Origin of the sequence: Janibacter sp. RAF52, assembly GCF_052114035.1 — a bacterium.
GTDB lineage: Bacteria > Actinomycetota > Actinomycetes > Actinomycetales > Dermatophilaceae > Janibacter > Janibacter hoylei.
In genome coordinates this window covers 13,443-27,529 of sequence record NZ_JBFRDY010000008.1, presented here as the reverse complement: position 1 = coordinate 27,529, position 14,087 = coordinate 13,443, and the positions used below count along the sequence as shown (strand labels likewise).

Here is a 14,087-nt window from a genome sequence, read left to right as displayed (position 1 = left end):
TCAGGACATGGCGAAGGGGGACGACGACCCGTGGTCGTCGTCCCCCTTCACGCGTGGGATGTCCGGGACTACTTGGACAGGCCCTGCATGATCTCGCGCATGAGGTCGGCCGTCTCGGACGGCGTCTTGCCGACCTTGACGCCAGCGGCCTCGAGGGCCTCCTTCTTGGCCGCGGCCGTACCGGAGGAGCCGGAGACGATGGCGCCGGCGTGGCCCATGGTCTTGCCCTCCGGGGCGGTGAAGCCCGCGACGTAGCCGACGACCGGCTTGGTGACGTGCTCCTTGATGTAGGCCGCCGCACGCTCCTCTGCGTCGCCACCGATCTCGCCGATCATGACGATCGCGTCGGTCTCGGGGTCGGCCTCGAAGGCCTCGAGGCAGTCGATGTGCGTCGTCCCGATGATCGGGTCGCCGCCGATGCCGACACCGGTGGAGAAGCCGAACTCACGCAGCTCGTACATCATCTGGTAGGTCAGCGTGCCCGACTTGGACACGAGACCGATCCGGCCGGAACCGGCGATGTCGGCCGGGATGATGCCGGCATTGGACTTGCCGGGGCTGATGAGGCCGGGGCAGTTGGGGCCGATGATCCGCGTGGCCTTGCCGACGGAGTAGTTGTAGAACTCCGCGGTGTCCTTGACGGGGATGCCCTCGGTGATGACGACGGCGAGACCGATCTCGGCGTCGATGGCCTCGATGACGGCGGACTTGGCGAAGGCCGGCGGCACGAAGACGACGGACACGTCGGCGCCCGTCTCCTTGATCGCGTCGGCGACGGAGCCGAAGACGGGGACGGACTGGCCGTCGGGGAAGTCGACGCTCTGGCCGGCCTTCTTGGGGTTGACGCCGCCCACGACGTTGGTGCCCGAGGCGAGCATGCGCGTCGTGTGCTTCATGCCCTCCGAGCCGGTCATGCCCTGGACGATGACCTTGGAGTCAGCGGTGAGGAAGATTGCCATGTCTGTTTCAGTCGTCCTTTACTTCGCGGCCAGCTCGGCGGCCTTGCGGGCGGCGCCGTCCATGGTGGCCTCGACGGTCACGAGCGGGTGGTTGAACTCGGCGAGGATGCGACGGCCCTCGTCGACGTTGTTGCCGTCCAGGCGCACGACCAGCGGCTTGCTCGCCGAGTCGCCGAGGGTCTTCAGGGCGCCGACGATGCCGTCCGCGACCGCGTCGCACGCGGTGATGCCACCGAAGACGTTGACGAAGACGGACTTGACCTGCTCGTCGCCGAGGATGACGTCGAGGCCGTTGGCCATGACCTCGGCCGAGGCGCCACCACCGATGTCGAGGAAGTTGGCCGGCTTGGCCGCGCCACCGGTGAAGTCCTCACCGGCGTAGGCGACGACGTCGAGGGTGCTCATGACGAGTCCGGCGCCGTTGCCGATGATGCCGACGTTGCCGTCGAGCTTGACGTAGTTGAGGCCCAGGCCCTTGGCCTTGGCCTCGAGCGGGTCGGCCGCGGCCTTGTCCTCGAGCTCGGCGTGACCGGGCTGGCGGAAGTCCGCGTTGCCGTCGAGGGTCACCTTGCCGTCGAGGGCGACGATGTCGCCCTGCTCGGTCTTGACGAGCGGGTTGACCTCGACGAGCGTGGCGTCCTCGTCGCGGTAGACGACCCAGAGGGTCTTGAGGACGTCGGCGATCTTGGCCTGGTCGGCCTCGTCGAAGCCAGCAGCCTGGACGATCTCGGTGGCCTTGGCATCGTCGATGCCGACATTGGGGTCGACCGCGATGCGGGCGAGGGCCTCGGGGCGCTCGACGGCGAGCTGCTCGATGTCCATGCCGCCCTCCTTGGAGCACATGGCGAGGTAGGTCCGGTTGGCCCGGTCGAGCAGGATGGAGAAGTAGTACTCCTCGGCGATCTGGGCGCCCTGGGCGATCATGACCTGGTGGACCGTGTGGCCCTTGATGTCCATGCCCAGGATGGCCTCGGCGTGCGCCTCGGCCTCCTCCGGGGTCTTGGCGACCTTGACGCCGCCGGCCTTGCCGCGGCCACCCGTCTTGACCTGGGCCTTGACGACGGTGACACCGCCGCTCTTCTGGCCGATGGTCTCGGCGGCTGCTCGAGCCTCCTGCGGGGTGGTGGCGACGGCGCCGGCAAGAACCGGGACACCATGCTTCTCGAACACGTCGCGTGCTTGGTACTCGAAGAGATCCACGAGGTTGATTCCGTCCTCTGCTGTGGTAACGGGGTGCGGGTCGAGACTATCCCCCGCGCCGGCACCGAGCACGTCCGGTCCACCGGGGGGCTCGCCGGCCGCGTCATCACAGTGTCGTCACGGCCCTTCCCCCACGCTCCCCCTTCGGAGTTACTCTCGGGTCACCATGTCTCCCCAGACCAGCTCCGCGGCGACGAGCGCCCCGGCCGAGGCTCCGGCCACGGTGGCGCCGAGCCTGCGTGCCGGAGTCTGCGACCACGTGCGCAGCATGGCCTCCGTCCAGGCGGCGGTCTTCGCCGCGGTCGAGGTCGTCTGGGCGACGACACACATCTCGCTCTACCCCTTCGGTGCCCGGGCCCCGCGGCGTGGCAGCCCCCGGCACGGCTATCGCGTCGAGCACCTCAACCCCGTGCAGCGGGGCATGCTCGTCAACGCCGTCACGGAGGTCGGGACGCCGATCCTGCTGCTGCACGGCCTGGCCGACAACCACTCGATCTTCACGCTCATGCGACGCGGACTGCTGCGGCGCGGCTTCAGCCGCGTCTTCGCCATGAACTACTCGGTGCGCACCCGCGACGTGCGGACCGCCGCGGCCCAGCTCGCCGAGGAGGTCGAGGCGATCGTCGAGGAGACGGGCTACGAGCGGATCCACATCGTCGCCCACAGCCTCGGTGGCGTCGTCGCCCGCTACTACGTCACCCGCCTCGGTGGTGACGAGCGGGTCCACACGCTCGCGACGCTCGGCTCGCCGCACACCGGCACCCTCGCCGCCTACCTGCTGCCGACGTCGCTCACCCGACAGCTGCGGCCCGGCAGCGGGCTGATGCAGGAGCTCAACCAGCCCGCGCCCGGCTGCCGCACCCGGGTCATCGCCATCTGGTCGGACACCGACGAGGCGGTCGTGCCCGCGGTCAACGCCTCGCTCCACCAGGATGGGGTGGCGACGACCAACATCCGCATGCACGGCGTGGGCCACCTGTCCCTGCCGATCCTGCCGAGCGTCGTGCACGAGATCGCGACCCGCCTGACGCAGATCGACAGCGAGGGCGCACCGACCGCCTCGGTGACCGACATCACCTCGCGTCAGGCCTGACCTCCCCACGGCCCGCCGGTCGTGCCGCCGCCGGATGCCACCTCGGTTTTGCATAACGAAACGGTCACGCTAGGGTTTCGGGGATTTGTCCGCGATCCCCTGCGAGGACGTCCCCTTCATGAGTGACTACACCGGGCGGCACCGGCCGCCCACGCGCGCCGAGCGACGCGCTCTCGAGCGCCGCTCCCGACTCCCCAAGAGCTTCAGCCCGGCCTACGCGCTGCCCACCGCAGCCGCGGCGACGCTGGTGCTGACTGCTGCCGGGGCGACGGCTGCGCAGTCGTCCCCCTTCACCGCAGAGGCCGCCTCCCAGGCCAACGCCGCCTTCATCACCCCCGCGGCGGACCGCGAGGCCGGCGACCTGCTCGCCGACCCGCAGCTCGGCGAGAGCGCCCGCACCGAGGTCGCCGCCTCCGCCCAGGAGACGAGCGGGCTCGCCACCCGCCGCCAGGCCGCGTCGACCTCCGTCGCCGAGGACCAGGCCCGCACCCAGGAGCGCAAGCGCGCCGCCCGCGCCGAGGCCCGCAAGGACCTCGCCGCCAAGAAGCGCGAGCAGGCCCGTGCCGCCCGCAGCAGCGCCGGCACCACCGGCACCGACGCTGCGGGGACGAGCGAGACCAGCGACAGCACGTCCGGCGCGACGGCGCCCGCCGGTGCGCAGAGCTGGGTCAAGCCGCTCGACAACGCCGTCTTCACCTCCCCCTTCGGCCACCGCTGGGGTCGCCTCCACGCGGGCCAGGACTACGCCGCCGCGGTCGGCACCCCGCTCAAGGCGATGAGCAGCGGCACCGTCGTCGGAGCCGGCCCGATGAGCGGCTACGGCAACTACATCGACATCAAGTACTGGGACGGCACCGTCTCCCGTTACGGCCACCTGAGCTCGATCAGCGCCACCGTCGGCCAGCAGGTCGCCCCCGGTGACGTCGTCGCCCTCTCCGGCAACACGGGCCGCTCGACCGGCCCGCATCTGCACATGGAGATCCACCCCGGTGGCGGATCGCCGATCGACCCGGCCGGATGGCTCGCGGAGCGCGGCATCAACTGACACCGCCCAGCCAACCCGAAGGGGGCCGACGACCAGTGGTCGTCGGCCCCCTTCGGTCGTCCTCAGAGCTTTTCGAGCGGGGCGTAGCGCAGCAGGAGCCGCTTGACGCCGTCCTCTCCCCCGAAGTCGACGTGCGCCATCGCCTTGTCCCCCTCGCCCTCGACCCGGATCACCGTGCCGAGACCGAAGCTGTCGTGCGTGACCTTGTCACCGTCGGAGAGCGAGATGACCGGCCGGTTGCCCGGTGAGCGCACGCCCGGTCGGGCGGCGAGCCGGGCGACCGCGGGCTCCCGCCCGGAGCCACGCCCCAGCCCGACGGGCGGGCCGGTGCGCTCCCAGCGCACGAGGTGCTCGGGGATCTCGTCGAGGAACCGGGATGCGGGGTTGTACTGCGGCGCCCCGAAGGCACTGCGCACCGCCGCGCGCGAGAGGTGCAGCCGCTCACGGGCCCGCGTGATGCCGACATAGGCCAGCCGCCGCTCCTCCTCGAGCTCGGTGGCATTGCCCAGGCTGCGCTGGTGGGGGAAGGTCCCGTCCTCCATGCCCGTGAGGAAGACGACCGGGAACTCCAGGCCCTTGGCCGTGTGCAGCGTCATGAGGGTGACGACCCCTTGGTCGGCTGCCTCACCGCCCTCGCCCGGGTCGTCGGGGATCTCGTCGGCGTCTGCGACGAGACTCACCTGCTCGAGGAAGTCGTCGAGGCTGATGACCTCGCCCGTCGCCTCACGGGTGGCGTCGAACTCGCGCGCGACGCCGACGAGCTCGGCGAGGTTTTCGAGCCGGGTCTCGTCCTGCGGGTCACGGCTGGCCTGGAGCTCGGCGGTGTACCCGGTGCGCTCGAGGACCGCCTCGAGCAGCTCGCCGACCCCGGCACCGCTGTCGCGCTGCTCGCGCAACGACTCCAGCAGCGCGGTGAAGCCCTGCACCGCCTTGAGCGAGCGGGTGGCGATGCCCGGCGCGTCCTCGGCCCGGCCCAGCGCCGCGACGAAGGGGATCCGCTCCCGCTCCGCGAGCTGCGCCACGGCCAGCTGAGCCCGGTCGCCGATGCCCCGCTTGGGCACGTTGATGATCCGCCGCAGGTTGACCGTGTCGGCGGGGTTGGCGACGACCCGCAGGTAGGCCAGGGCGTCCTTGACCTCGCGCCGCTCGTAGAAGCGGGTACCACCGACGACCTTGTAGGGCAGGCCGACGCGGACGAAGACCTCCTCGATCGCGCGGGACTGGGCATTGGTCCGGTAGAAGACGGCCACGTCGCCGGGCCGAACCCCCTGCTCGTCGTGCAGCTCGTCGATGGTCTTGGCGATGAAGGAGGCCTCGTCGTGCTCGTTGTCGCCGACGTATCCCACGATCTGCTCGCCGGCACCGGCCTGCGTCCACAGGTTCTTCTTGCGCCGGGACTCGTTGCGCTCGATGACCGCGTTGGCCGCGGTGAGGATCGTCTGCGTGGAGCGGTAGTTCTGCTCGAGGAGGATGGAGCGGGCGTCCGGGTAGTCCTCCTCGAACTCGACGATGTTGCGGATCGAGGCGCCGCGGAAGGCGTAGATCGACTGGTCGGCGTCACCGACGACGACCAGCTCGCTCGGCTCGACGGCGTGCTCGCCCTGCGTCGCGTCCTTGTCACCACCCACGAGCTCCTTGACGAGCATGTACTGCGCGTGGTTGGTGTCCTGGTACTCGTCGACGAGCACGTGACGGAAGCGGCGACGGTAGTGCTCGGCCACGTCGGGGAAGGCCTGGAGGATGTGCACCGTCGTCATGATGATGTCGTCGAAGTCGAGCGCATTGGCCTGGCGCAGCCGCCGCTGGTACTCGGTGTAGACCTGCGCCAGCGTCTGCTCCTGGTGCGTGCCCCCGGGCCGCTCGGCGTCCTCGTCAGCCGAGACCCGCCGGGCGAACTCCTCCTCGTCGACGAGCTCGTTCTTGAGGTTGCTGATCCGGTGCCCCATGCCGCGCGGGGGGAATCGCTTGGGGTCGAGGTCGAGGTCGCGCATGACGAGCGCGATGAGCCGCTGGCTGTCGGCCGCGTCGTAGATCGAGAAGCTGCTCTTCATCCCGACCTTGGTCGCCTCGCGGCGCAGGATGCGCACGCACGCGGAGTGGAAGGTCATGACCCACATCGCCCGGGCGCGGGGTCCGACGAGCTCCTCGACCCGCTCGCGCATCTCGGCGGCGGCCTTGTTGGTGAAGGTGATGGCCAGGATCTGCCCCGGCTGGGCCCCTCGGGCGGCGAGCAGGTGCGCGATGCGGTGGGTGAGCACCCTCGTCTTGCCCGACCCGGCGCCGGCGATGATGAGCAGGGGGCCACCGTGGTGCAGGACTGCCTCGCGCTGGGCGGGGTTGAGGCCGGCGACGAGCTCCTCGGGGTCCTGCTGCTGCCGGGCCGGGTGCGCGCTGTGGACGGCCCGCGTGGGCCCCTCCTCGGACATCGCCCACGCCGGTACCCCGGCATCGGTCACGTCCGCGGTCCAGTCACCGGGCAGGGCATCAGGGAGGTCGTCGAAGAGGCTGCTCATCTCGCCCTCCAGCCTACGTCGCCGCGGTGACAGGCCCCGCGGACGGGCAGGTCGGGTGACGCGGAGTATCTTGCGCCGGTGAGCGGGATGCGCGAGGACCTGAGCCTGCTACGGGAGCGGCGCTTCGCGGCGCTCTTCGCCGCGCGCACCCTGTCGATGCTCGGGCTGGCCTTCGCCCCTGTGGCGCTGGCCTTCGGGGTGCTGCGGCTGCCGGGCGCGGACGCCGGGACCCTCTCGCTCGTCGTCGCGGCCGAGGCGATCCCCCACGTGCTCGGGCTGCTGCTCGGCGGTGTCGTCGCCGACCGCTACCCGCGCCGGTTCGTGATGTTCACCGGCGAGTGCCTCTCGCTCGTGGCCTGGCTCGGCATCGGGACGATGCTGCTGCTCGGGTGGGCACCGATCCCGCTCGTGTGTGCCTTCGCCGTCCTCACCGGTCTCGCGGGCGCCGTCGTCTGGCCGGTCCTGTCGGGGATCATCCCCGAGGTCGCGCCCCCGGACCGGCTGCAGCCGGCCAATGCGCTGCTCGCGGTGGGGGCCAACGTCGCCCGCATCGGCGGGCTCATCGCGGCCGGTGCGGTCGTCGTCCTCATGGGGCCGGGGTGGGCCCTCGTCACCGCCGCGGGCGTGTACGCCGCTGCCGCCACCTTCGCCTGGCGCATCGGCTCGACCCCACGTCCCGGTGGCGAAGGGGGGACCTCCGTCCTCGCCGAGCTGCGCGAGGGCTGGGTCGAGTTCGCCTCACGGCAGTGGCTCTGGGTCGTCGTCGCGCAGTTCGCCCTGCTGATCCTCGCCTGGCAGGGCGCGCACACGGTGCTGGGCCCGGTGGTCGCCGAGGCCGAGCTCGGCGGGGCGGGCGCGTGGTCGGCGATCCTCACGGGCGAGGCGGTCGGGATGCTCGTGGGTGTCGTCATCGCGCTGCGCATCCGCCCCCGGCGCCCGATCCTCCTCGGCGTGCTGCTCACCTCGCTCACCGCCCTGCCGTACCTGCTGCTCGGGCTCGGGGCGCCGCTGGCGCTCATCGTCCTCGGGGGTTTCGTCATGGGTCTGGGCATGGACACCTTCACCGTCCTGTGGCAGACGACGATGCAGCGCGAGGTGCCGCCGCACGCCCTGTCGCGGGTCGCGTCGTACGACGCCTTCGGGTCGATGCTCTTCGGCCCCGTCGGGGTGCTGCTCGCCGGTCCGGCAGCGGTCCACCTCGGCGCGCACACCGCGCTGCTCGTCTGCGCCGCCATCATCGTCAGCTCCGCCGTGCTCGCCCTGCTCTCCCCGCAGGTGCGCACCCTGCGGGCACCGGAGGTGGCCGCCCCGGTGCCCGAGGGCTCGTACCCGACGCCGGTCGACCCGGCGGCGCCCTGACCGTCGTCAGGCCGCGCGGAGGCGGGCGACCGGCAGGCCGAGCTCACGCCACGCGGCGAAGCCGCCGACGACGTCGGTCGCCCGCTCGATGCCGATGGAGCGCAGGGAGTCCGCCGCGAGCGAAGAGGTGTAGCCCTCCTGGCAGAGGACGATGACGCGGTCGCCGAGTGCGACGCCGGGCAGTGCGGCGCCCTGCCGCGGGTCGAGCCGCCACTCGAGGACATTGCGCTCGATGACCCAGGGGTCGAGGACACCGGCGACCTCCCCTTCGGCGGCCCGCTGCGCTGCCGGGCGGATGTCGACGAGGCGGGCCGTGCCGTCGCGCACCTCCCGCCAGGCCTGCACCGGCGTGACGCGGCTCAGCCGGGAGCGGGCGTCGGCGAGGAGTGCGTCGACGCCGTCGTGGTGGCCGGTCACGCGGCTCACCACGCCTGCCGCTGCTCGACGCCCGAGGGGTGCAGCACGCCGTCGGCGAGGTCGTAGTGGGTCATCTGCGCGAGCGTCGGGCTGTAGGCGTGGACCGACACGGCGGCCTCGCGACCGAGGTTGACGACGTCGTGGAGGTGGCTGCCCCCGAAGGCACGGCCCTCCCCTTCGTCGAGCTCGGTCGCGACGACGGACCGCTCGCGGGTGCGCTCGGTCAGGGTGCCGCGCACGACGGTGAAGCCGCCGCGCGCACCGCCGTGGTCGTGCCAGCCGGTGCTCGTGCCGACGGGCCAGCGGATGAGCCAGACCTGCAGCCGGGGGCTGTCGGCGAGCAGCCGCCAGCTGCGCTCCCCCGGTCGGTCGGGGTCGGGGCCGAGGGTGTCGGCCAGTGCCGGGTCGCTCGCGAAGAGCTGAGTCAGGCGCAGCAGCTGGACGGGGGTGAATGCCTCGACGCCGGGTGTCGATCGGGCGAGGGCAGGTGTGGACGAGGTCGTGTACATGGGTGGGCTCCTGTGCGGTGGGGTCTGCGGGCTGCGGTCAGGCGCAGCGACGACAGAGGGCACCGAGGTGGAGCGCGAGGTCCAGGTGCAGACGACGCACCCCGGCGAAGGGGGTCCCGGCGCGCGTCGTGTGGTCCATGCGAGCAGCCCACCACAGGTGACACCACCCGAGCAAATTCCTATTCACATGGTGGGATATGAGCGACATAGGGTGCCGCCATGGCCCAGATCGTGCGACCCGACGCCCGCTACCAGCACTCCTACCTCGAGGCGCTCGACGAGTTCGCCCGGGCGCACCGTGACGGGGACGGCGAGCTGCAGCTGGCGGCCGACCCGACGACGGGCTTCGCCGGGCTGGACTTCACCCGCGAGGGGCTCGAGGACCCCGACACCTTCCGGCGCCTGGTGCAGGCTCGCCGCGCCGACGAGTTGCCCGAGACGCCGCGGCCGGCGCACTTCGTCCCGTGCACCTACCTGTGGATCGTCGAGGGCGACACCTACCTCGGCTCGATCGCCTTCCGACACGAGCTGACCGACGTCCTCCTCGAGCAGGGCGGGCACATCGGCTACTCGATCCGGCCCTCGGCGAGGCGGCAGGGGCACGCGAGCACCGCCCTTCGCCAGGTGCTCGAGCTCGCCGCCGAGATGGGCCACGAGCGGGTGCTCGTCACCTGCGACGAGGACAACGCCGCGTCACGGGCGGTCATCGAGGGCGCCGGTGGGGCCTACGAGGACTCGCGCGTGGGCAAGCGGCGCTACTGGGTGCCCACGGTCGTCACGGATCGGCCGAAGGGGGCTCGGCTGGCCTAGTCTCGAGGGCATGGCCCGCGGCGAGCACGGCGACGACGTCCACCTCGACGTCGGGGGGCGCGACGTGCGCATCTCCTCCCCCGACCGGGTCTACTTCCCCGAGCGCGGCGAGACCAAGCTCGACCTCGCGCGGTACTACCTCGCCGTCGGCGATGGGATCCTGCGCGCGCTGCGGGAGCGCCCGACGATGCTGCACCGATTCCCCAAGGGCGTGGCCGGGGCCAAGGTCCACCAGAAGCGCCTGCCGAAGGGTGCGCCCGACTGGGTCGAGACGGTGCGGCTGCACTTCCCCCGCTACGCCCTGCACGCCGACGAGCTGTGCCCCACCGAGCTCGGCGCGATCATCTGGGCGGTGCAGATGAGCACCGTCGAGCTGCACCCGTGGAATGTCCGCCGCGCCGACGTCGACCGGCCCGACGAGTGGCGGATCGACCTCGACCCCATGCCGGACGCTCCCTTCGACCGGGTGCGGCGGGTGGCCGACGTCTGCCGCGAGGTGCTCGACGAGCTCGGGGTCGTCGGCTTCCCCAAGACGAGCGGTGGGTCCGGGCTCCACGTGTACGTCCGGATCGAGCCCCGGTGGGAGTTCGGCGACATGCGCAGGGCGGCGCTCGCCTTCGCCCGCGAGGTCGAGCGGCGTGCACCGCAGGACGTGACGACGACGTGGTGGCGCAAGGACCGCGACCCGGCGGCGGTCTTCGTCGACTACAACCAAAATGCCCGCGACCACACGATCGCGGCCGCCTACTCGGTGCGGGGCAATGCCCGCGGGACCGTGTCGACGCCGATCACCTGGGACGAGATCGCCGACGTCGAGCCGCAGGACTGCACGATCGCCACGGTGCCGCAGCGCTTCGCCGAGATCGGCGACCTGCACGCGGGCATCGACGACGTCGCGCACGACCTGACGCCGCTGCTCGAGTGGGCCGAGCGCGACGAGGCCGCCGGGCACGAGGGGCCGGCCGAGCCCGACGAATGATCTCGGCGGGGCGGCTTCTCCCCGCGCCGCATCGGCATGATTTCCTCATACCAGGAGGTTGGGCATGGTGCGCAGAGTTGCCGTGACATTGCCGGAGGAGCTCTACGACCTGATCGAACGAGCGCACGCCGTCGAGCACCGGAGCCGCTCGGAAGTGGTCCAGGAGGCATTGCGGACCCACGTCGGTGAAGCCGTCTGCCACCCCACCGAGCTGGAACGCCGGCAACTGGTCGAGGGCCTCGATGCCACCCACCCCGCCTCCACGCTCGACTGGGGTGACGTGCGCCGGCAACTCCGCTCTCGCGCGTGACCATCCGCCTCACCCGCTTGGCTGCAGAGGACCTGGGACCGCGCATGCCCACTACGACAGCGCTGCCCAGCTGACGCGCGGCCGGGTCAGCGGCGCAGGCAGGCGTCGAGCCAGTGCGTCAGGCCCGCGTCGTCGGCGACCGCGTCGGGGTGCACGTCCAACCAGCTCGGGCCCATGTCCTTGCCGCCCATGTCGGCGACCTGCGCGTCGAGCGGGCCGGCGACGGCGAGCAGGTCCGCGCTCTCGACGGGGTCGACCCGCGCCAGCAGACCGCCCCCACCGCGCACGCCGACGAGGATCGAGCCGCCGACCATGAAGATGAGCGCGCCGAACATCCGCCGCTCCTCCCACTCGATGCCGCGCTCGGAGAGGTCGGTGCGGACGCGGTCGGCGAGGGCTTCGTCGATGGCCATGGGTCGAGTCTGTCGGATGGTGAGCGGTGCGCCCCTTCGAGACGCTCGGCCGCGGGCGACCTCGCTCCTCAGGGAGCGGTCACCGATCTATGGTGAATCGATGAACGAGCTGCTGCCGCACCCGGTGACGGGCGCTCCTTTCGCCTCGCCGGTGGAGCCGGGGACGGGGTGGCCCGATGACGCGGCGACCGCCGAGACGCCCGTGGCCCGGACGGCCGCCCAGGTGCGGCGGCTGGCGAAGGGGGCCGCCGGCCGGGCCGAGCTCGACGCCCGGATCTCCGTGTGCCGCGCCTGCCCGCGCCTCGTCGCCTGGCGCGAGGAGGTGGCCGTGACGAAGCGGGCCGCCTTCGCCGACCAGCCCTACTGGGGGCGGCCGGTCCCGGCCCTCGGGCCGCCCGACGCGCCGGTCGTCGTCGTCGGGCTCGCTCCCGCGGCGCACGGGGCCAACCGGACGGGGCGCAACTTCACCGGTGACCGCTCGGGTGACTGGCTCTTCGCCGCCCTGCACCGAGCCGGCTACGCGAGCCAGCCGGAGTCGTGGGCGGCCGGCGACGGGCTGGTCCTCGACGGCGTGCGGATCACCGCACCGGTGCGCTGCGCTCCCCCGCAGAACAAGCCCACGACCGACGAGAAGCGCACCTGTGCGCCGTGGCTCGATGCCGACCTCGCGCGGAGCGCTCCCTTTGTCCGGTCGATCATGTGCTTGGGGGCGATCGGCTGGGACGCGACGATCGCCGGGGTGCGGCATGCAGGGTGGGAGGTGCCGCGACCGAAGCCGAAGTTCGGCCACGGCGCCCGCGCGGTGCTTCGCACACCCGAGGGACGCGAGGTGGAGCTCGTCGGCTGCTACCACGTGAGCCAGCACAACACCCAGACCGGCCGGCTCACCGAGGCGATGCTCGACGAGGTCATCGCCTCGCTGTAGTCCCTAGGCTGGCGTCATGGCCACCATGCGCGCACTCGTCGTCACCCGCCACGGAGGATCGCAGGTCCTCGCCGTCGAGGAGCGGGAGGTACCCGACCCCGGCCCGGGCGAGGCGCTCGTGGAGGTGGCCGCCGGCGGGGTCAACTTCATCGACGTCTACCAGCGCGAGGGCATCTACCCGACGGAGCCTCCCTACGTGCAGGGCGTCGAGGCCGCGGGCACGGTGCGGGCCGTGGGCGAGGGAGCCGTCGTCGCGGTGGGTGACCGCGTCGCCTGGTCGATGGCCGCGGGACTGCACGCGGAGCTCGTCATCGCCGACTCGACCCGCCTGCTGCCGGTGCCCGACGACGTCGACCTCGAGACCGCCTGCGCCGCGACGCTGCAGGGCATGACCGCGCACGCGCTCGTCACCGACTGCGTGCGCGTCGGGGAGGGCACCGTCGCCCTCGTGCACGCCGCGGCCGGTGGCGTCGGCCAGCTGCTGACGCAGATGATCACCAGCCGGGGCGGCACCGTCATCGCCACGGCCGGCTCGCAGTCCAAGCTCGATATCGCCCGGTCACGCGGCGCCGCCGAGCTCGTCGACTACTCGCGCACCGACGACCTCGCGGCCGACATCGCCGCCGCCGCCGACCGTGTCGGCGCCTCGCGCGGCGTCGACGTCGTCTACGACGGGGTGGGCCGGGCGACCTTCGACGCGTCGCTGGCGTCGCTACGACCCCGGGGCACCCTCGTGCTCTTCGGTGGGGCGTCGGGGCAGGTACCCCCCTTCGACCTGCAGCGTCTCAACAGCGGCGGCTCGCTCTTCGTCACCCGCCCCACGCTCGCCCACTACATCCAGGACCGCGACGAGCTGCTCATGCGGGGGCGCGAGGTCTTCGCGGACATCTCCGCCGGGCGACTCGACATCGCGATCCACCACCGCTACCCCTTCGCCGAGGCAGCGGCCGCCTACGACGCGCTCGAGGGGCGGGAGACGACGGGCAAGCTGCTGCTCGTGCCCTGAGACCCGGCGTGTCGTAATCGCCGGTGGGTCGTGCTCCGCTCCGCGTGGGAGCACGTGATGTACAACCCCGACTGGGTGCGCGAGGTCATCGCGCGGGTCGTGCGACAGCGCGCCCGGGTGTCGGACTGCAGTTCGCTCATCGCCTGACGACAGCACGCGGGTGGCGCGCTCCCGTCAGGACCGACTGCAGTCCGACACGCAGGTCAGATCACCAGAGGAAGGCGATGGCCGCGTTGACGACCGCCAGGCCGGCGGCGGCCCAGGCGAGCGTCGTGCCGCTTTCGCCGCGCTTGGCCTTGGCGTTGCCGATCTCGGCGCAGGCGAGCACTGCGATCATGATGAGCAGCTTGGTGCCGATCTTCGCGTGGTTGACCGGGTCGTCGCCCGCCTCGGCGAGACCGGTGAGCAGCAGGCCGATGACCAGCTGGGCGCGCGCAGCCCACACCTGCACCAGGTGACCGCTGCCGGGGATGGGCGGGCTGACGACGATGGCGATCAGCGCGATCATGTGGAGGATGTAGAGGATGAGGTGCAGGGCGTCCATGGGGC

The 14,087-nt window shown here is 72.0% G+C and carries 15 protein-coding genes; 8 read left to right on the top strand and 7 right to left on the bottom strand.

The genetic code is table 11. The annotated features are described in order from the left end of the window. Positions 1-68: 68 nt before the first annotated feature. On the bottom strand, positions 69-959 hold the full coding sequence (sucD, locus tag AB4Y78_RS11495; protein WP_259912057.1) for a succinate--CoA ligase subunit alpha: 891 nt from the start codon (positions 957-959) through the stop codon (positions 69-71). Between the two features lie 18 nt (positions 960-977). Then, positions 978-2,159, bottom strand: a complete 1,182-nt coding sequence (gene sucC / locus AB4Y78_RS11490; RefSeq protein ID WP_265231973.1) for an ADP-forming succinate--CoA ligase subunit beta — start codon at positions 2,157-2,159, stop codon at positions 978-980. A 166-nt stretch (positions 2,160-2,325) separates the two neighbouring features. On the opposite strand from sucC, the gene AB4Y78_RS11485 reads away from it, so the two are divergent. Both AB4Y78_RS11485 and AB4Y78_RS11480 read left to right on the top strand, forming a co-directional pair. Continuing rightward, positions 2,326-3,252, top strand: a complete 927-nt coding sequence (locus tag AB4Y78_RS11485) for an esterase/lipase family protein (RefSeq protein WP_441714570.1) — start codon at positions 2,326-2,328, stop codon at positions 3,250-3,252. A gap of 118 nt (positions 3,253-3,370) precedes the next feature. Beyond that, the gene (locus tag AB4Y78_RS11480) at positions 3,371-4,297 is read left to right on the top strand and encodes a M23 family metallopeptidase (RefSeq protein WP_259912051.1); all 927 of its coding nucleotides are present in this window, start codon (positions 3,371-3,373) and stop codon (positions 4,295-4,297) included. A 62-nt stretch (positions 4,298-4,359) separates the two neighbouring features. Here AB4Y78_RS11480 and pcrA read toward each other — a convergent pair whose 3' ends face one another. Further along, a complete protein-coding gene (pcrA, locus tag AB4Y78_RS11475) occupies positions 4,360-6,810 on the bottom strand; it encodes a DNA helicase PcrA (protein WP_441714568.1) in 2,451 nt (816 codons plus the stop codon). Between the two features lie 87 nt (positions 6,811-6,897). On the opposite strand from pcrA, the gene AB4Y78_RS11470 reads away from it, so the two are divergent. Then, complete coding sequence (locus AB4Y78_RS11470; RefSeq protein ID WP_265231975.1) at positions 6,898-8,169, top strand: MFS transporter; 1,272 nt, start codon at positions 6,898-6,900, stop codon at positions 8,167-8,169. Positions 8,170-8,175: 6 nt separating this feature from the next. Here the strand turns inward: AB4Y78_RS11470 and AB4Y78_RS11465 are convergent, their stop codons facing one another. Then, on the bottom strand, positions 8,176-8,595 hold the full coding sequence (locus AB4Y78_RS11465) for a rhodanese-like domain-containing protein (protein WP_371417944.1): 420 nt from the start codon (positions 8,593-8,595) through the stop codon (positions 8,176-8,178). Continuing rightward, positions 8,592-9,095, bottom strand: a complete 504-nt coding sequence (locus AB4Y78_RS11460; RefSeq protein ID WP_265229934.1) for a cysteine dioxygenase — start codon at positions 9,093-9,095, stop codon at positions 8,592-8,594. The genes AB4Y78_RS11465 and AB4Y78_RS11460 overlap by 4 nt, the downstream gene beginning before the upstream one ends. 219 nt (positions 9,096-9,314) lie before the next feature. Here AB4Y78_RS11460 and AB4Y78_RS11455 point away from each other — a divergent pair, with 219 nt between their 5' ends. The 3 genes from AB4Y78_RS11455 to AB4Y78_RS11445 all read left to right on the top strand — a co-directional run bounded on the left by AB4Y78_RS11455 (position 9,315) and on the right by AB4Y78_RS11445 (position 11,194). Beyond that, entirely contained in the window at positions 9,315-9,905 is a 591-nt protein-coding gene (locus AB4Y78_RS11455) for a GNAT family N-acetyltransferase (protein ID WP_265229935.1), read from the top strand. Between the two features lie 10 nt (positions 9,906-9,915). Further along, positions 9,916-10,884 (top strand): non-homologous end-joining DNA ligase, encoded by a 969-nt coding sequence (gene ligD, locus AB4Y78_RS11450; RefSeq protein WP_441714565.1) that lies wholly within the window; start codon positions 9,916-9,918, stop codon positions 10,882-10,884. A gap of 64 nt (positions 10,885-10,948) precedes the next feature. After that, positions 10,949-11,194: a ribbon-helix-helix domain-containing protein gene (locus AB4Y78_RS11445; protein ID WP_441714563.1), complete on the top strand. Its 246-nt coding sequence runs from the start codon at positions 10,949-10,951 to the stop codon at positions 11,192-11,194. 86 nt (positions 11,195-11,280) lie between these two features. On the opposite strand, the gene AB4Y78_RS11440 is transcribed toward AB4Y78_RS11445, so the two are convergent. Then, entirely contained in the window at positions 11,281-11,607 is a 327-nt protein-coding gene (locus AB4Y78_RS11440; protein ID WP_441714561.1) for a TfoX/Sxy family protein, read from the bottom strand. Positions 11,608-11,707: 100 nt separating this feature from the next. Between AB4Y78_RS11440 and AB4Y78_RS11435 the strand changes: the two genes are divergently transcribed. Together AB4Y78_RS11435 and AB4Y78_RS11430 are read left to right on the top strand one after the other, a co-directional pair. Beyond that, positions 11,708-12,532, top strand: a complete 825-nt coding sequence (locus AB4Y78_RS11435; RefSeq protein ID WP_441714560.1) for a uracil-DNA glycosylase — start codon at positions 11,708-11,710, stop codon at positions 12,530-12,532. A 16-nt stretch (positions 12,533-12,548) separates the two neighbouring features. Beyond that, positions 12,549-13,538 (top strand): quinone oxidoreductase family protein, encoded by a 990-nt coding sequence (locus AB4Y78_RS11430; RefSeq protein WP_441714558.1) that lies wholly within the window; start codon positions 12,549-12,551, stop codon positions 13,536-13,538. Between the two features lie 208 nt (positions 13,539-13,746). On the opposite strand, the gene AB4Y78_RS11425 is transcribed toward AB4Y78_RS11430, so the two are convergent. Further along, positions 13,747-14,082, bottom strand: coding sequence for a hypothetical protein (locus tag AB4Y78_RS11425; protein ID WP_441714556.1), 336 nt, complete (start codon positions 14,080-14,082; stop codon positions 13,747-13,749). Positions 14,083-14,087: the final 5 nt, after the last annotated feature.